Source organism: Anaerolineae bacterium (genome assembly GCA_013178015.1).
GTDB lineage: Bacteria > Chloroflexota > Anaerolineae > DRVO01 > DRVO01 > Ch71.
Map to the genome: position 1 here is coordinate 1 of JABLXR010000018.1, position 18,113 is coordinate 18,113.

Sequence of the window (18,113 nt, forward strand, 5' to 3'; positions counted from 1 at the left end):
CCCCCAGGTTGCGGACGAACCCCGCCAAGCCCATGCCTCGCTACGCAATGCCCCCCCTGACTCCAGACTCACCAGCTGTCCATGATGAGGAGTGCGCGCGTCCCTAAGTCGCGCCTGGGGGCGCGAACTCCTCTGTTCTGGGTTCACCAACACTGGATTCCCGGTCCTCACCGGGCGCGCCGACCGGGGGCCCAACGGAAGAGGATCCAGCGCATCCACCAGGTGGCCTCGCCACCCGGGGCGAGCACGTTACGGCAGTCTGTCAGGCTCTCGTGCGGCTCGGAACAGGGTTCGACACCGACGTTGTGGTGCGGAGCCTCGGCGGGCCAGCCGCGCACGTTATACCACAGTCCGATGCCGGTGAGAGTCTCCTGCGGGAACTGGATGCTGACGCCCTCGCCCATCTCGGTGTAGTGGAGCACGACGCGGCCTTCGCCCAGCCCGCTGAGGAACACCTTCTCCGCTGCCAGCTCTCGCTCTGCCGGCAAGGCCAGGTCCACCTCGCCGGCGTAGGGCCAGCGATGAAGGCTGCCGGGCGCCCCCAGGGCATCGCCCAGCGACTCATACACGGTCATGGCCGGGCGGCCCGGAACGTGCACCACCAGCCCCGGGGTGAGGTTGAACAGGGGGTGGGCGCTCCACAGCCACCGTAGCGGCTCCTCGCTCAGGTTGGTCAGGCGGTAGCGCAGCAGGACCTCTTCGCCCTCCACCTGGATAGCCTTCGCCAGCCGATAGGGCAGGCCTCTGCCGGCCACCGCCAGGGTTAGGGCTCCCTCCACCACACGCCACTCCCAGGGCAGGGCCCAGACCTCGCCGTGGTCAGGGATGGGCACGCCCTTCCAGGGCTCGGCTGGGTATTCGCAGGCCAGGAGCGTCGGGAAGCACTCGTCGAAACCGGTGGCGAACTCGGGGCCGTACTGCGCTCCGTACTCCGGTACAGGATATACCCCGTCAGGTGGCTGCCAGAGGTACTCGAAGCCCGAGCCCCGGCTGCGGAACGACGCCATCTTGCCCCCAACCCCCGGCAGAATGGTGACCGAAAGGGCCTCGGTCTCGGCGGTGAGACCCTGGTGCTCCCCTATCGTCACTTCGCGCCATGCTGACGGCATCTCACTCCCTCAGGCGTGTTGGCAGCCGCATTTCTCGGCGCGAGGCCCGAGAACACTCGAGGAGTTCGCGCGCCCACGTCGGACCGGCTCGCCGGAGCGAATGCGTGCCCCTGGGTGGACCCGCACCTGGGGGCGCGGACTCCTCGGTGGGGGTGTCGATCTGCCAGATGCAACTCCGCGACGGACGAATCTGCGCCCAACCCCCGCCAGGATTCCTCGGTGGGGGTGCCTGTCTTCCAGATGCAGCCGCCCTCTCTCAGGCATAGTAAGCCCGCACGCGTAGCTGCTTCCGCTCCGCCGGCAGCTCGATGGTCTCGCTCACGGGATCGAATTCGGCCCACTCGGACCCGTCCAGCGCCACTCGCCGGATCTCAGTCATCTCCGGGTGGCGCAGCCGCAGCCGAGCCCGGGCCGGAGGATGGCGTTGAGGGAGGTGCACCTCGGCTTCGATGAGGCCCTCCCCGGCACGGGAGGCGATGGTGTAGCTCACCTCCCCGAAGTAGGTGAGCACGCGCTCCACCCGGACGCCCTTGCCGTGCTCCAGCCACTCCCTGGGAATGGCCTTGCCCAAGGTGAGGGTGTCTCCCCAGTCCTCCACTAGCATCAGACGCAGGTAGCGGATGACGTTGGCCTCATCCGAGGTCTTGAAGTGGTCTCCGCGCCAGTCTGCCAAAGTGGGGAGGTTGTGCTCGGCCAGCATGCTGACGTCCTCGAAGTAGGTGGAGTAGAACCCATTGAAGAAGGCGCGCAGGAAGGGCTTGACCTGATCCCGCCGCAGGTACAGCAACGGGTGCAGGAGCAGGTTGGACTGCATGGAAAACCCGCCCCAGTCGAACCAGTGTCCGTCGAAATCGGGCATGGTCCCCGGGTAGCCGTATTCCTCTGACAGGTAGAGGTTGTCCTCGTAGTCGTCGAGGATCCAGCGGGCCGCCGGGTCGCCCGTGGAGATCATCTCGCTCAAGAGGAGGCCCATGGAGCCCTCGAGCACCTCCCGCAGCCAGCCGAAGTCGCGGCCGCGCCTCTCCAGCCGGGCCGGCCAGTAGGGCACCCAGCGCCCGTCCGCGAGCTTGACTATGGGCGAGCGGGCCCGGGACTCGTTGAAGCCGACCATGAGATCGGCCCGGAAGGCAGCCGCCTCCGCCTGGAGTCTCTCGCCTTCGGGATGCCCGGCCTCTGCCAGCACGTCAGCGATGGCCTGGAAGCCCCAGCAGGCATAGGCGTTGCTCGACAGCCAATGCCAGTAGTCGGTCACGTCCTCGAGCGAGCCCGCGGGCAGGAAGCCGAACTCGATGGGGCGGCTGCCGTCAGGGGCCAACTCCATGGTCCGCCGGCGCTCGTGGGTGACCCAGTCGCAGGCCTTCACCATCGCGGGAGCCACCCGCTCCAGCCATTCTCGGTCCCGGGTGATGCGGTAGTGGTCGGCCAGGCCCCACATGGCCCAGCCCTGTCCCCGATTGTACCCGCCCATCTCGTAGCCGTTGGAGCCGTACAGGACTCCGAAGTGAGTCTCGAAGTCGCCCGGCAGCGGCACGGTGCCCTGGTAGTGCACCATGATCTCCAGGCAGCGCTCAGCCTCCCTGGCATAGCCACGCCGGTCCAGGTCGGCGGTGCACATGATGCCCTCGTCGGGGAAGTTGCCATAGTGGAAGCCGCCGCAACGGGGAGCCAACCGCTCCGACCCCGGCTCGCGGTCGTTGACGATGAGCATGTGGGTCAGGTGAGCCTTGTAGAACCGGTTCAGGTCCGGATTGGGGGTCTCGATCTGGGCTCCTTGAGCCACCCGCCGCTGCCAGAAGGCGACGGCCTTGCGGCGCTGCTCCTCGAACTGGAGAGCGTCGAGCGCCGTCAACTCCTCCTCCTCCTCGGAGAGGGTGATGAGGGGCACCTTCACTACCACGCAATGGTAGTCGCCGGGGGCCAACGCCACTTCGTACGTGGCGCCCGCCTCCCCGGCCTTGAGGGCGCCGCGGCCGCGGATATCGAACTGGGCTCGCAGCCGTCTCTCCCCGTCGCGCATGGCGTACACGAGGCCGTCGCTGACCGCCAGGCGCTCTCCCTCAGCCTTCTTGTCAGCCGTACTCAGTGCCAAACGGCCCACCGCCGGCTCCGTCCCGGCGTTCATCAGGGTGAAGCGCAGCAGAGCCACCACCGGATCGTCACCCGGCTTGTCACTGTCGTCGCCGATGTCGGCCAGCAGCCAGGTGGCGAAGGCGTCCTGCTCGTAGGTGATGGGGCGAGCCACCCAGTCGGCCCGGACCACGGGAAGGTACCCCTCGGCCAGGCTACGGCCGGTGAACTGCCCCGGCAGACCGAATGAGTACCGCAGCGTTGGCCCCTCCCAGAGGAGCCGGTCGGAGTCCCGGCCCCTCACCCGCCGGATGTAGTTCTCAAAGAGCTCCAGGTCGCCGTTCGGGTGCAGGCGGGCTTTCTGCCGGCCGCCCTCACAGCCAAGCACGAAGTAGATGGGGGGCTCCGTCCGGGGTTGCTCTCGCCGCACCCGGTCCCAGGTTTGCTCCGGAAGCTCCTCCACCCGCTCGGTGATGGAGCGGCCGCGGCCGGCCTCCCAGCGGGCCGCTATGGCCGCCAGGCCGGGGTAGCCCTCGGCCTGGCCTACAGCTACACCGAAATCGGGCAGGTATAGCGTCCCCTCTGCCAGCACGTGGCGCATGTCCACAGAGAAGGAGAGAACCTCCGACCGCAGGGTAACGATGGTGCGGTCGTACGAGTTGCGGTCCTCGTTGTGAGCGTAGCGCACCCGCGCCCTGACACCGGCCAGGTTGCCGTTGACCGAGGAGCGCCAACTCCCGTCCGCACCCACTTCTGCCCCGCGGCCCCACGGCTGCACCGACAGCACATACCCGTTGAACGCCTCCAGCCGGCCGTCCCAGCGCTGTGCCTGGCTCGTCATGCCGCCCCACTGGAAGCAGATCTCCGTCTCCCGCCACTCCGAGTCGCTGTAAGCGGCCACGGCCCGGATCGCCCCGGCGCTGTTCCCCGCCAGGCGCACCCTGAGGGTGCGACGGAAGCGGACCGGAAACTCGTCTGCCGAGGGCACGTCCTCCTGGTCGAGAGGCAGGAAAGTGTACGTCCAGGTCCCACCTTCACCCTCGACGGAGCAGGCTGCCCGGCGCCACTGGCCGGTGATCCAGTCGTCAATGGGGAGCCAGCCCTGTTCGCCTGAGCCGACTACGGCGTTCTTGGCCAGGCGGACTCTGGGCCAGGTGTGTTGCCAGTAGTACAGCTCAGGCAGCTCCTCGCGGCCCACCGGCTCAGAGAACCGGACCTCCACCCGCTCGATCACGCGCGGGTCTTCCCACCAGAGGGAGTACTCACCGGGCTGATCAGTCACTACCTTGGCGGCGAACGGAGCGACGTTGACGCTATCCATCATGCCTCCAGTCAGGTTACAGGGAACAGGTTATAGGTTACAGGGAATAGGTTATGGGACATAGAGAGATATGTGCCCGGTACGTTCGGCTCTCGACAGCGCATACCCTGGTCCCTACAACCTATAACCTGTTCCCTGTAACCTATTCCTTATGTGCCGCCTCGATCAGGGCGTCTACGTTCTCCGGTGGAGTGCCCGGAGCCAGAGGGCTGCCGTTGGCTACCACGAAGGGCCCCTCCTCTGCCGCCGCCAACTGATGGCGGACGGCTGCCCTGACCTGGTTCGGGCTGCCCCGGAGCATCAGGCCGGTGGTATCTACGTTCCCGAAGAGACAGACCTTGCCCTCGAGTTCGCGGGCGATCTTCACCACGTCCAGGCTGAAGGTCTTGCGGCTGTCCTCGACGAGGAGAGCCTTGACCCCTGACTCGCGGATCAGCGGCACCAGGGGGTTCACGTCGCCGCAGAAGTACACCATTGGCACCAGGCCCAGCTCCTCCACCTGGGCGAAGAACCAGCAATCGGCCGGATAGAGGATCTCCTCGTACATGCGAGGCGACATGGTATCGGCGGCGGCCATGTCTTCCGAGATCAGCCAGCCGTGCACGCCCACGGCGGCGAAGGCCTTGGCCCACTCCAGGGCCTCTCGGTATCGGATCTGGACCAGACGCTTCACCCCTTCCGGGTAGTCGTGCAAAGCCATGAGACTGCGCTCGTAGCTGCCCAGGGTCTGGATGCCGGGAGCACCGACGTTGACGCAGACGAACGCCTCATCCCCATACCGGCGCACGATCTCGGCAGCGTGGTCGGTGTAGCCGGCCTCGATCAGATCCTCAGCCGTGGGCGGATCCCGATTCTCAAGCAGGCGGTCTATGGCTTGCGGTATGGTGAGGCCATCGTCCCAGGGGCGACCGCGGTGCTCGGAGGCCAGGCTCTCATCGGCCAGGATCTCGTCGCGAGAGCCGTCGGGAGCCACCAGGTACAGGCGCTCTCCCTCTCGGATGCCCCGGTACTCCCGGCTGGGGTGCCCTTTCCGCCGGCGCGGATAACCGCCGCTCAGGTGGAACCAGTCCGGTCGGAAGCGTTCGTAGAAGCGGGTGTATACGGGCACCATGCTGGCGCCGTCTCCCCAGCGATCCAGCATGTAGTCCTTGCCGGCGACCTCGAACTTGTAGTTGCCCCACCAATGAGGAGCGGCGGGGACCACGTCGGGCCGGGAGCCGCTCAGCACGGCCAGCAGGCGCTGCTTCGGGTTCATACGCGGGCGCCCCTCACTACCGATGTCGAATGCCTCCGCTCGGCACACGCCGAGGCGCCCATGGCCGCCCCTACGATGGTCTGGGGACAGGATCGTCATGAGCAGCACCGCCCATCCTCCAACGCCTCCTCCAGCATGGCCTTCAGCGCCGCATAGCCCAGTGGACCGCAGGCGGGCCCGGCGAGCAATGACCCGTCGGCCGCCAGTACTACCGTGCCCGGCGTGCAGCGTATGCCGTATTGCTGCCGAAGCTGGCGGCCCTGAGCTTCCTCCGCCAGGACGATGCCGCCTCCAACCCGACCGCCATGCTCCTCCTGAAGCCGGAGGACGAGGGGCTTGATGTAGCGGCACTGGGCGCAAGATGCGGAGTACACGACCCAGAGGCTGGCGCAAGGCGTGGCCTCGGCCGTGGTGGACGGTGCTTCGACCGGGGAGCACCCCGCGAGCGCCAGTCCGATGAGCCCCAGGAACGCCAGTCTCCGAAGCATGGTCAATCATCTGCCGATCGGCCCGCCTACGCTTTCAGCCCGGTGGTGACTATGCCCTGGACGAAGTACTTCTGTGCCAGGAAGAACAGGATGATGCAGGGCGCCGAGAACATCAGGCTGGCGGCCATCTGCGGCGCCAGGTCCCCGCCGCCGCGGAAGGAGCGCAGGTAGTTGATGCCCAACGCCAGAGTGAACTTGCGGGCATCGCTAAGGTAGATCAGCGGACCCATGAAGTCGTTCCAGTTCCAGGTGAACGAGAAGATGGCCACCGTCGTCAACGCCGGCTTCGATAGGGGCATGAGGATCTGGAAGAGGATGCGTAGCTCATTGCAGCCGTCTACCTTGGCTGCGTCGTCGAGCTCTCGGTTCACCGTCATGAAGAACTGCCGCAGCAGGAATACGGCGAAGGGAGGGGCGAACCAGGCCGGGATGATCAGTGGCAGGTAGGTATCCACCCACTTCAGCTCGTTGAACAGCAGGAATTGCGGCACCATGGTCACGGGGAAGGGGATCATCATGGTGGCCAGAAGCACCACGAAGGCTAGCCCCCGCCCCGGGTAGCGTAGCCGCGCGAAGGAGTAGCCCACGATGGAGGCGGACAGCAGCTCGCCGGCTATCACCCCGCCGGACACGATGGCGCTGTTGCGCAGGTAAGTGAAGAAGGGGATGGTGTCGAACACGAGGGGGTAATTCGACCACACCCACGTATCTGGGATGAACTGGGGCGGAAAGCGGATACCGGAGCCAATGGGCTTGAACGACGAGCCCAGCATCCACAGGAACGGCATGATGATGAAGCCAGCCAGGGGCAGGAGGGCGGCGAAGACTAGCACCCTGACCGCCACATGCTTGAACACCAGCCATCCCTGCCGCTTCCGCTTCACTGCTGCTGCTCTAGCGGGTCTGGCTCTGCCGGCCACGGTGGCCATAGAGCTATCCTCCCTCATAGTGCACCCAAGACCGGGATACGCGCAGGCTCAACAGGGTACATAGCAGGATGATGGCAAACAGAACCCAGGCCAGAGCGGAGGCATACCCCATCTCGAACCAGGTGAAGGCATTGCGGTACAGGTAGAGCACGTAGAACAGGGTGGCGTAGGCAGGGCCCCCACCCGTCATGATAAAGGCCTGGGTAAAGGTCTGGAAGCTGCCGATGATGCTCATGATACCGACGAACAGTATCGCTGGTGAGATCATGGGCAAGGTGATGCGCCAGAACCGACGCCAGGAGTTCGCGCCGTCTATCTCGGCCGCTTCGTGCAGAGCCGCCGGTACGCCCTGCAGTCCCGCCAGCAGGATGATCATGTTGCCGCCGATGCCCCACAGGCTCATGAGCACGAAAGCCGGCAGGGCCCACTGCCGCCACCCCAGCCAGTCCGGCCCCCGGATCCCTACCAGACCGATGATGTAGTTGAGGATGCCGAAGCGGTGGTTGAAGATCCAGGCGAAGACGAGCGACACCGCCACTCCCGATATCACGGAGGGCAGGTAGAAGATGGTGCGCATCACCCTGGCGCCCCAGATGTCCTGGTTGAGCAACACGGCCACTATCAGCGCCATGAAGATGCCCAGGGGAACGCTCGTCAGGCTGTACATCACGGTCACGGACAATGACTTGTAGAAGAGCGGGTCGTCAAGCATTCGCTGGTAGTTCGCCAGACCGACCCAGTTGGGCGCCTGGATGATCTTGTACTCGCTGAAGCTGAGGTAGAGCGAGGCGACCATGGGCCCCAACGTGAAGACGAGGAAGCCGACCGCCCAGGGCGACAGCGTGAGCCATCCAATGAGCATCTCGCGGCGCTCCATGCCCATCCGGCGGGCTGGTCCGCCTGCGTTCGGCATCGTTCCGCTGTACGACTGCATACGTTCCTTCCTTCGGGTGGCTCTCGCCCCCTGCCCCTTCTCCCACACGTGTGCGAGAGGGGCCCGGAGGCGAGAACCGTCTCTGTCCTTCTCCCCTCTCCCATGGCGATGGGAGAGGGGAGAGGGACATGGGCTGGCTCCTACGCCCGCGCCAGCTCCTCGTCCACCAACGGGCAAGCGGAAGCCATGGCATCAGCGGCGGTCTTCTCGCCCGTCCACACCAGGTCAATCTCGGCTTGGAAGATGGTGCTAATCTTGTCCCACTTGGCCCCGGCACCCGGCCAGCGGATCTTCGCCGGGTCGCCGACGATGTCTACCAGCCCGGCCCAACCGAGCGCCTCGGTCTCCGGAGTGAGGAAGGTGTACAGCATCCTCTTGACGCTGGGCATGGCCTTCTGGAAGGTGTTGAAGGCGGTCATCATCTCTTCTTCGGTCACGAAGTCCCGGCAGTACTCCCAGGCCAGGTTCGGCTTCTGGGAGCCGGTCCAGATGCCCCAGCACCAGGTGTGCTGGTAGAAGGTGCGGTTGCCGTCATTCGCCTTGGGGGCCAGGCAGGCGCCCCAGTCCAGGCCCTGCTCGCCGGCGTTCTTGATGTCGCCCAAGTTCCAGGCGTTGCCCAGGTACATGGCTACCTGGCCGGTCTGGAACATGTTCGGGGCGCCTTGCATGGTTGACTGCATAGAGACGGACGGCGCGATGTAGTCCTTGATCACCATATCGGCCCAGTACTGCAGCGCCTCGGCGGTCCTCGGGTCGGTCGCGGTGCACCGCGTCTCGTCGGCATTGAAGACGTCGCCGCGGTTCGACCAGATCCAGTACAGCCAGGGCACGAACCACAGATCGTAGACGATGCCGTACTGAGACGGGGCGCCCGTCTCAGCGCCTATCGTGAGCGCCAGGGCAGCTTCGCGGATCTGATCCCAAGTGTAGTCGTTGTTCGGGTAAGCCACGCCCGCGGCGTCCAGTAGAGCCTTGTTGTAGTACATCGCCACCGGGCCAGGGATGATGGCGATCAGCAGCGAGTAGATGCTATTCTGGTAGGTGACACTGCCCAGCGCGCCTTCCCACAGGTCCTCCTTCTTGAGGATGGGGTCCACCTCCATGAAGGGATCCAAGTTGACGAGAGCCCCGTTCTCGGCATAGGGTTGAACGTAGCCCTCCCACATGTCGTAGATGTCCGGCGCGGTCCCGGCCGCGATGACCGTCTGCAGCCTCTCGAAGTAGTTCTGGCCCGCGGGCATGGGGGTCATCGTGACCGTCACGCCCTCGCGGGCTTGGGCAAAGCGCTGGTTGAACGCCTCCTTGGCCGCGATCTCGTCCGGGCCCGAGCAGCACAGCAGGATGGTCAGCTCCCCCTGCTCGTAGGTCGGAGCCGGTGCGGCGATCACCGTCTCCTTGACGATCTTCTCGACCTCCACAGTCTCCTTTACCACTTTCTCGACCACTTGCGGGGTGGCGGCACCGCAGGCGGCCAGGGCCAGCCCGCCCGCTGCCATTCCACCAAGACGGAGAAACTCCCTGCGGCTAGACCTTCTCGCGGTCACGTCTCTGCCTCCTATTGGCCTTCGGTCCCCTCGGCGGCAACTCCCGGGTGTGCCCCCCGACCCTCTCCCTGTGGATGGTGGCCAGTGGATGGCGGATAGAGGGCAAGCAGGCGTCCGCTACCCTCTGGCCACCATCCGCCAGTCACTATCCACCGATCCAGTCCATGCTGCGCGCGTATCGGTCCGCCACCTCCACCACCTCCCAGTAGGCACGGGCGATTTGCTCGTCCGTGAGGGCGGCGCCGTCGAAGCTCAGGGCGGGGATGACCACGACGTCCGGAGCGAAGAGGCTGGCGATTCGCCGTAGACGAGCCACCGCTGCCTCCAGATCCTCATCGTAGTCGCGCCCGATCCCCCCGATCCCGGTGTAGATCACCCCCCGCCCGGCGAAAGCCTCCTTCAGCCGGGGGAAGTCGTCCTTGCTGTATTCATACGCCAGGGTGACTCCCCTGATGGGCGGGGTATGATCCAGGTACAGATGTGCCGAGGGGTTGGGGCCGCAGTTGTGCAGCAGCCCGCCGCCGAATTGGGCGTAGATGCGGCTGTTGTAGGGCCGGGAGAACTCGGTGAACGTCGCCGGACTGATGGTGGCGCAGACGTCGTCGGAGACGTAGCCCTTGTAGTCTTCTGGGGCCCAGAGATCGTCGAAGTCGGTAGTGGACATGTTCTCCCGTCCCCCGGCTGCGGCAACGATGGCGGTGTAGCAGGAGATCATGTCGTCGGTGACCCGGTCTAGCAGGGCGTGTAGCTCCTCCGGGTACTCGTAGAAGGCAGCGTAGTACAGATTGGTCTCCACCAGGTCCTTGCCTGTGTTTAGAGGGCCGCCCAGGTCTATCCCGGAGATGTAGATGCGGCCTTGGCCGCGCTCCGCGAAGAGCGATACGCGGTGCAGGCACTCGGGCATCAGGCCCTGCGTTGTGGGATCGAACTGGGGCAGCTCCTGCACCTGCTTCATGTCGTAGATCAAGTTGTGGCGGATGCCAGGCATCTGGTTAGGGTCGTCGGACCAGTGCACCGGAATGCCGTACACGGTGGCCATGGTCATGTAGCCCACGTCGGGCCGCATGGTAGGGATGTAATCATCCGGAAGGACGCGCAGGGCTCGCTCGATCCCGGCCAGACTGACGGCCCACTGCTTCTCGGCGTCCTCCAACTGCTCCCGCATGGAGAAGCCCCAGGGGTTCTCGTGCACGTTGATCTTGAGGGGCACGTGATCCACCCGTCGGTAGTCCCAGGCGCGACGCACCCTCTGCTTGCGCCGCTCGATCTCGGCGTCGTCGTACAGGTCCCAGATGCGCTCCAGGGCCTCGCCCGACTGCCGCTTGAGGCCGGCCTCACCCGGCATCAATGCCTCCCCGGGGGAAGGCGATGGCACCCTCCATGCACACTGTCATGCTGAGCTCCATACGCTGCGGGGCGGCGTGCCCTGCCGCAATGATGCCCATTCCCGTAGGGGCGAACCGCCATGGCAGGAGAGGCGGCGCCGGTCGGCAACGTCACGCCCATTCCCGTGGGGCGAACCTCTGTGGAAGGAGGCGCGGCGCTGGTCACCAACGTCACGTCCATTCCCGTGGGGCGAACCAAGGTTCGCCCGTGGCCTGACGTCTCGGCGGTAGCCCGGGCGAACACAGGTTCGCCCCTACGACGCAGACGCTTCGAGCATCGCGCCCAAGCCCAGAAAGCTCCTGTATCGTGTCCAGTTGCCGGGCCTCACTGCACATAACGCCTACCTCAAGACATCTGCCTACGACGACGGCTGCCGCCACCTCGCCCCACCTACTGCAGCCCTAGACGGACGGTCTCGATGCCGAACGCGGCTATCGGCACCTCGATGGCGCCGTCCCGGAGCGACAGGGCCCCTAGGTCGCGCTCCACGATGTCGGTCCGCCGGGCCGAGACTATGCGGGCTGCGGGCAGCCGTACCCAGGCCGTTGTATCTCGGCCCTCCAGTTCCATCAGCCGGACGATCAGCCCTTCACCGCCCTCGGCCCGCTTGAGAGTGAAGGCCATCACGTTCCCCGGTTCCACCTCCAGGAGGCTGCCCGCGCCGTCCGCCCGGCTCCCCGCCTGGCCGGCCGGCAGCACGATGGCCTGCATGTCGGTGCAGTAGCCCCAGCCGAAGCGGGCCCTCTCAGTGTGGCCCCAGTCGGGCCCGTGCCCGACGAGGGAGAAGCGGAAGGCAAAGTCTCCTCCCTGGCGCTCCTTGAAGTTGGTGGTCCAGTAGTTGTTCATGGCGTAGGCGAAGAAGTGGCCGCCGGCCAAATCCAGGTGACTCTGCCACTTGCCCGTGTTGATGTCGCCGATGGATACCACCGGCACCTCGCGAGACGACCAGGTGACGCCGTAGTCAGGCCCGGAGGCGTCGAGCCAGTAATCGAGGTTGTGCCAGTCGTGGCAGCTATCGGGAAGCTGGTCCACCCCGGGCTGCATGGCCGCTGCTCCCGCTACCTCGAGGGTGAATCGGGCTTGCGGGACCAGGAGAGGGAAGGCGAAGTAGAGCCCCTCTTTCTCCAGGGTCTCTTCCTTGTACAGGCGATTGACCAGGTCTATCCGCTTCAGGTCCTGGTAGAGGATGACCTCCTGCCGCAGCCAGGGAATCACGTAGGGCGCCAACCTGCCCTTGCCCCAGTGAGGGTCGGAGAGCCGGACGTGCTTGCCCATGGCGCACTTGCCCAGCGAGGCAATGCTGCCCCAGACCGGACCGGACTGACCGGCGTAGACGCCGCTGCACTCGGGGACGAACCGGCCGTGGATGGGCGGCTCGCCGCTGTCGTACACCAGTTGGTTAAGCTGGAAGGGGCTGTCGCCGTCCACCAGCTCCCGGCCCAGTTCCTTGTCGTAGATGCTGGCGACGGCACCGGTGGCAGGGTCGAGGGTGACCCGGTAGTACCGGTTCTCGATGGCGTTGCCCTGGACGGATACCGATGCCTGCCCCACCCGAGGGGCTGTGCCCGAGTCAATGGTGTAGAGGGAATACCCGTAGGACGGGACGTCCTGGGCCAGGAAGCCGATGGTCAGGCCTCCTCCCTGGTGCGACTCCAGCACCTGGTAGGCCACCTCGCGGCCGGTGGGATCGAGCAGCCGGAAGATTTCCCCGGCCTCAATCACGCTATCCAGCCGGGCCGTCACCGGGGCGCTGCGTCTCCATGACAGGGGGTTGAATACGGCGATGGCCGGCGACGTGCCGGTGCGGAAGTGGCCAGCGAAGCGCTGCAGCCCCTGTCTCAGGAGACCGTGCGTCAACTCCACGGCGTTGGTGGCGAAGGCCGCCTTCGTCTGCCACTCGCTGGTGGTCGTCTCCAGGTAGGGGTCGGAGACGTTGTTCCACATGCCCCAGGTGTGCTCGTCGTAGAGCATTAACTGGTCGTAGGCTTCCTCGATCTGGTCCTCCGGATAGCCTTCCGAGCCCATCGCCGCCGACAGGGACAGCAGCTTCTCCGCCGAAGCCAGCTCCTCGTGGGCCACGCGGGTGATGCCGGTCTCGTACGCTGAGGAGGCAGGGCCGTCCATCCACCAGTCGGTCCAATCGCCGGCATAGTGAGGGAACTCAGCGCCATAGGTTTGTTCCATGTAGCGGAAGAACTGGGTGCTGGTGGCGATGATGAGCTTGGGGAAGGCGTAGCGCTCGTTCCACTCCCGGACGATGCGGGAGAGGTACACGCACGGAGGAGCGTTGTCCGCCGTCTTGCAGGTAGTACGCAGGCTGATGGCGTCATACGGGTAGCCGCCCGCTTCCAGCGACTGCAGGTAGCCCGGCAGATTCCGGTGCGCGGCATCGAAGGAAGTGGTCAGGCCGAGCTCTCGCCCCTCTACGTAGATGTGCTCTGGGTCGGTGTTCCAGACCAGCACCTCACTGCCGTCGGGACCGGCCCAGTAGAAGGGGCGGGAGATACGGGGCACCTTGGCTCGGTCCACGCCGTCTTGCGCCCATCTCCGATTGACGGCGGTGGAGAGGTAGCGAACGCCGCTCCTGGCCAGCACCTGAGCGAACCCCCAGGGGTTCCCGGGGATGTCGGTGGTCATGGCACTGGTGATCTCCAGGTTGTGCTCGCGGGCCAGCTCGAAGGCGTAGTAGATGGAGCGAATGAGCTCCTCGTGAGTGAGGAGGGCGGAGTTGAAGGCGGCGTACTGAGCCGTGATCTCGATCCGCCCGTCGCGGACGAAGTCAAGGAAATCGGCTCTGTCCCTATCGCTGGCGTCCTCCAGGAAGAACTTGACCGCCCAGGTGGTGTCCGCCGTCCAGCGGAAGCGGGCTTCCTCGGGGAAGTCGTCCGTCTGGCGGCAGTAGTCAATGATGCGCCGGAAGTAGTCCCTGTGCTGCTGGATGCACACCTCGGGGAGATCGGTGTAGCCCAAGTCGTGGTGAGAGAAGGGCACGAGGTACACCTTCCAGTGGCGGACCGGCAGGAGCAAGGTCTGGTGAGTGGCCTCAACCCCGCCAACGCGCAGAACGAAGGCCGCCTGGGTGGCCGAGCTGACTTCGGGCACGGTGATCTCGTAGTGGCCCAGCCCGCGCTCGATAATTCCCAGTTCCACTGTCTCGACTTGCCCCGCCACATCCACCGACAGGACGCCTTCCGCCGGGGCGCTGCTGTTATCCACCTGCACCTTGACAACCTGGCGCAGGCCCCGGTCGGTCTGCGTCACGAAGCCCGTCCTGATGATGGCGAAGCTGGTCAAGTGCCCCGACATGTGGCTCTCTCCTTGGCGACGATGCGCCCGGCTAAGGCCGATCGCGACTCAGGCGGAGTAGCTTCCGTACTTGTGGCCCGCCTCCACGAAGGCGGCAATGTTCTCCAAAGGCGTCCCCACCACAGTGGAATCGGCGGTGCCGAGCACGAAGCCACCTCCAGGGGCAGCGTCTCGGATGCAGTCGGCCACCGCGCGTTCGACCTGCTCCGGCGTGCCCTGGAGGAGCACCTCCACCGGGTCCACGTTGCCTTTCAGCGCGATGCGCCCGGCGGCAGCCCGCTTGAGCTCCCCCAGATCCTCCACGTCTCCCTGCGGGGGTGGCAGCAAAGGGCAAACTATGCTCACCCCGGCCTGGACCAGGTCCTCCAGCAGCACCCGGACGTGTCCGTGCTGGTGCAAGTGCAAGGGCACGTCGAACTCCCGGCACACCTGGCTCACGGCCGCCAGCACCGGCCGGTCCCACTCCCGATACAGCCGGGGGCTGACGATGGGTGGGCCGCTATAGCCGCTGTTGACGAAGATGGCCTGGGTGGCGGTGTTCTGCAGGACGTGCCGGGTGACCTCAGCGATGTGCTCCAGGTAGCGCCGGTGCAGATGCCGGCAGTAGTCCGGGTGGTCCTGGAGGTCATAGAGGGTGGCCACCATGCCGCCCTCGCGGGCGCTGCCCAAGAAGCTGGTGAACAGCTCGCCGACACCCGGCGTCACCAGCCCGGCCTCTCCCACCCCGGCCAGGGCCTCGCAGATGCCGCTCAGGTCGGACGCTCGAGGATCGTCGAAGTAGTAGGCCTCGTAGGCGGGCATGTCTCGGACGAAGTCCTTCACCGGGTGCTCGATCAGCCAGCCAGCGTACACGGGAGTGGTGCGGGCTACGGCGTGAAGCCTGCCCTTCGGCGTCCGATACTCGATCTCCGTTTCGATTTCCTCGGGATCGAGGAATCGCGATCGCTCGGTCACCATCTCTGCCTGTCTCGGCGAGGCACCGATCCCGGGCACGATCCAGGCATCGGCGCCGAAGTACTGGAAGGCCGCCAGATGCGTCTGCCACCAGGGCGTCTCGGCGAACGGCCCCACCAACTCGTGGAACGGCCGCCCGCTCACCGCCAGGGCGGTGGCGTCCCAGATCTCGGGCGAGACGGGCACGCGATCGGGAACCTGATTGCGATAGGCGGCCAGCATCCGCTCTCTGGAGGTCACGCCAGCAACCTCGGGGCCAGCCCCGGCATCATGGTACCGGCCCCCGGGCGGCCCGCATGAAGGTGTGGACGTTCTCCACCGGCGTGTCCACGGTCAGGGGGCTGCCCGTGCTCATGATGAAGCCCCCATTCTTGGCTGCCGGCAGCTGGGCCCTCACGGCCTGCTCCACGTCGGCCGGCCGGCCCCGGAGCATGACCTCGACGCTGTCCACGTTGCCTACCAGGCAGAGGCTGTCCCCCACCTGGCGCTTGATCTCGACCACATCCACATTGAAGCCCTTCTTGGGCTCCTCCACCATCAGGGCCTTGATGTTGACATCCTTCAGGTAGGGCACGAGCGGGCCGATGTTGCCCATGAAGTAGATGAAGGGGATGATCCCGAAGTCGGCCACCCGGCGGTTGAAGTCCTTGTAGATGGGGTAGATGAGAGAGCCGAACATGTCCGGGGATACCGTGTCCGCAGCCACGTAGGCCTCGGAGCTCATCAAAGCGTGGCAGCCGATGGCAGCCAGGGCCTTGGCCTGCTCCAGGTAGCCCTCGTAGCTGCGGCCGATGAGGTACTCCATCAGGGCGGGCTTCTCCACCAGGGCGATCAGGGCCTCGGTGTAGCCCAGGGGACCGTCGGGGTCGAAGGTGGTGCAGACGGGAGAGCCCAGATTCATGGCCACGAAGGCCTCGTCGCCGAAGCGGCGCAGGATCTCCACCACGTGGTCGTAAGTGCCTGACTCGAGGATTTGGTCTTTGGTCGGGTAGTGGCCGGCCACATAGTCGTCTACCTCCGCCTTGGAGGTCAACCCGATCCTTCTGGCCTTGCGACGGCCCCAGTCCACCGTCCAGTTGGGCAACAGGCGGTTGCGCTCGCCGGTGTCCGGGTTCAACAGGTAGAGATCCTGGCCCTCCTGCACCACCGGCCGGTCCCGGACGTCGCGAGAAGCGCCCCCGCCCAGGTGGATGATGTCGGGCTTGAAGGTCTGGTAGAAGTTGGCGTCTATCTCGGCTAGCCGAGGTCCGCCCAGGGTGGGGAAGAGCCGAGGATCGAGGCCGAGGATGTCCAGCTTGTACACCCCCCACCAGTGGGGGAAAGCGGGCACCACATCGGTCTTCTCGCCGGCCAGCGCCTTCAGGACTCTCTCTTTGCCGGTCACCTACCGCACCTCCAGTTGCACGAATTCGATGCCGCTCAACTGGCACCACTTCTCCAGCACGCTAGCGACGCGGCCTGGCGCTATGGCGAAGTGCTGGGTGAGCCCCAGAGAGAGGAGCTCCGGGAGGAGCAGGCTGACGTCGCGGTCGGGCCTGACTAGGGCATGGGCAAAGCCCTGCAGGCGCTTGGGGCCGCCGAGGGACTCGCCTTCGAAGGCGGTCAGACGATACCCGGCGCGGGTGTCGTAGAGGCTAAGGCAGGTCACCGGGCCCGGTCTGAGGACGAACTCCTGCCAGGCGCCCTCGAGGGCGTCGGCGTGGCGGTACTCGTAGTCGGGAACGATGGTCACGCCTTCGTCAGAGGCTAGACGGGGATCGTGGAGGCCGGCGTGACCCATCAGGAGGAGGTTGTCGCTCGGGTCGAAGGTGAAGAGCTCGGTGTACATGCAGGGAGACCCAGTGCACTCCATGGCCGCCAGCAGTCCGAGCGTGGCGTTGACGTCGCTTTCCATCCCGAACGCGACCCCGAGGGAAGCAGCTTCCGGAGGATAGAGACAGGGCCTGACCCCTGACAGTCGGTGAAGGTCCTCATCCAGGTCCTGGATGGCCACCAGGCCCAGGCCGTGCTGGGCTATCAGGTCGTCAAGCGCCAGCGTATTGCGGCAAGCTACGAACAGGCTCTCCTGCGAGACGCCAACTACCGGATATCGCCTTCTGATCTCGTCGGCGAAAGCCTGGGCCCGCTCGTCCTCGACTGAGGCACAGGCCTGGGCGTACTGCGAGGCACTGATCTCCTGGAGCCGCACGCCGAAGCACTGCGCGAGGGCCCGCTCGTCCACGCGAGTCCCGGTCATGATCTCGCAGGTGCCGGCGATGCGGCCGGCGGTCAGGCCCCGCAGGCGGCGTCGCAGGCGCAGAGCGATGTCGTACTGGCGGAGTTGACCGACCAGGTCCGGATCCTCAGGGAAGCCCGAGACGATCGGCACCCGCAGCCCCCGCTCTTGAAGCACGGCGCTCCCCTGGAGGGCTCCCACAGTGCCACTGAAGCGGAACAGGTCATCGGTGGTTAGATAGGATGGCAGGGATCCGGTAGGGTGGCGGTTCCAGAGCAGAAGGGGCAGACCGGCGATCGATTCGAGAAGGGCGATGAGGGGCTGGTCCTCACTCCAGACCAGATGGACCAGCACGACAGCATCCACTCCGGCCTGGCGGAATGCCGCACCCGCCTGCTCGGCCTGGCCTATGGTGCTGATGAGCCCCGGGTCAACCACCTTGCCGAAGCAGGTCCGCAGCAAAGAGGCGGTGCGTTGGTGATCTTGGGCCAGCATCGCCGCCAGACGCCCATCCTCTTCCTGCTGCAGTCCGACTTCACTGAACCACTGGGCACACAGAGAGGCCAGGCCGATCCCGGCGCTGCCTGTGAAGCTGGCACTCACTG

At 65.9% G+C, this 18,113-nt stretch carries 12 protein-coding genes; all 12 read right to left on the bottom strand.

What is annotated here, in order from left to right:
* Positions 1-167: 167 nt before the first annotated feature.
* On the bottom strand, positions 168-1,109 hold the full coding sequence (locus tag HPY83_08490; GenBank protein ID NPV07985.1) for a hypothetical protein: 942 nt from the start codon (positions 1,107-1,109) through the stop codon (positions 168-170).
* Positions 1,110-1,365: 256 nt separating this feature from the next.
* Complete coding sequence (locus tag HPY83_08495) at positions 1,366-4,497, bottom strand: hypothetical protein (protein ID NPV07986.1); 3,132 nt, start codon at positions 4,495-4,497, stop codon at positions 1,366-1,368.
* A 142-nt stretch (positions 4,498-4,639) separates the two neighbouring features.
* On the bottom strand, positions 4,640-5,752 hold the full coding sequence (locus HPY83_08500) for a hypothetical protein (protein NPV07987.1): 1,113 nt from the start codon (positions 5,750-5,752) through the stop codon (positions 4,640-4,642).
* A 95-nt stretch (positions 5,753-5,847) separates the two neighbouring features.
* A complete protein-coding gene (locus HPY83_08505) occupies positions 5,848-6,240 on the bottom strand; it encodes a hypothetical protein (GenBank protein ID NPV07988.1) in 393 nt (130 codons plus the stop codon).
* Positions 6,241-6,266: 26 nt separating this feature from the next.
* On the bottom strand, positions 6,267-7,169 hold the full coding sequence (locus tag HPY83_08510) for a carbohydrate ABC transporter permease (protein NPV07989.1): 903 nt from the start codon (positions 7,167-7,169) through the stop codon (positions 6,267-6,269).
* A 4-nt stretch (positions 7,170-7,173) separates the two neighbouring features.
* Positions 7,174-8,103, bottom strand: a complete 930-nt coding sequence (locus tag HPY83_08515; GenBank protein ID NPV07990.1) for a sugar ABC transporter permease — start codon at positions 8,101-8,103, stop codon at positions 7,174-7,176.
* 140 nt (positions 8,104-8,243) lie between these two features.
* Entirely contained in the window at positions 8,244-9,647 is a 1,404-nt protein-coding gene (locus tag HPY83_08520) for a sugar ABC transporter substrate-binding protein (protein ID NPV07991.1), read from the bottom strand.
* A gap of 145 nt (positions 9,648-9,792) precedes the next feature.
* The gene (locus tag HPY83_08525; GenBank protein ID NPV07992.1) at positions 9,793-10,992 is read right to left on the bottom strand and encodes a hypothetical protein; all 1,200 of its coding nucleotides are present in this window, start codon (positions 10,990-10,992) and stop codon (positions 9,793-9,795) included.
* A gap of 431 nt (positions 10,993-11,423) precedes the next feature.
* Positions 11,424-14,339 carry a hypothetical protein gene (locus HPY83_08530; GenBank protein NPV07993.1) on the bottom strand — a complete coding sequence of 972 codons (2,916 nt, stop codon included), beginning with the start codon at positions 14,337-14,339 and terminating at the stop codon, positions 11,424-11,426.
* A 48-nt stretch (positions 14,340-14,387) separates the two neighbouring features.
* Complete coding sequence (locus tag HPY83_08535; GenBank protein NPV07994.1) at positions 14,388-15,533, bottom strand: hypothetical protein; 1,146 nt, start codon at positions 15,531-15,533, stop codon at positions 14,388-14,390.
* A 28-nt stretch (positions 15,534-15,561) separates the two neighbouring features.
* Complete coding sequence (locus HPY83_08540; protein ID NPV07995.1) at positions 15,562-16,677, bottom strand: hypothetical protein; 1,116 nt, start codon at positions 16,675-16,677, stop codon at positions 15,562-15,564.
* Complete coding sequence (locus tag HPY83_08545) at positions 16,678-18,111, bottom strand: hypothetical protein (GenBank protein ID NPV07996.1); 1,434 nt, start codon at positions 18,109-18,111, stop codon at positions 16,678-16,680. It lies immediately after the preceding gene.
* Positions 18,112-18,113: the final 2 nt, after the last annotated feature.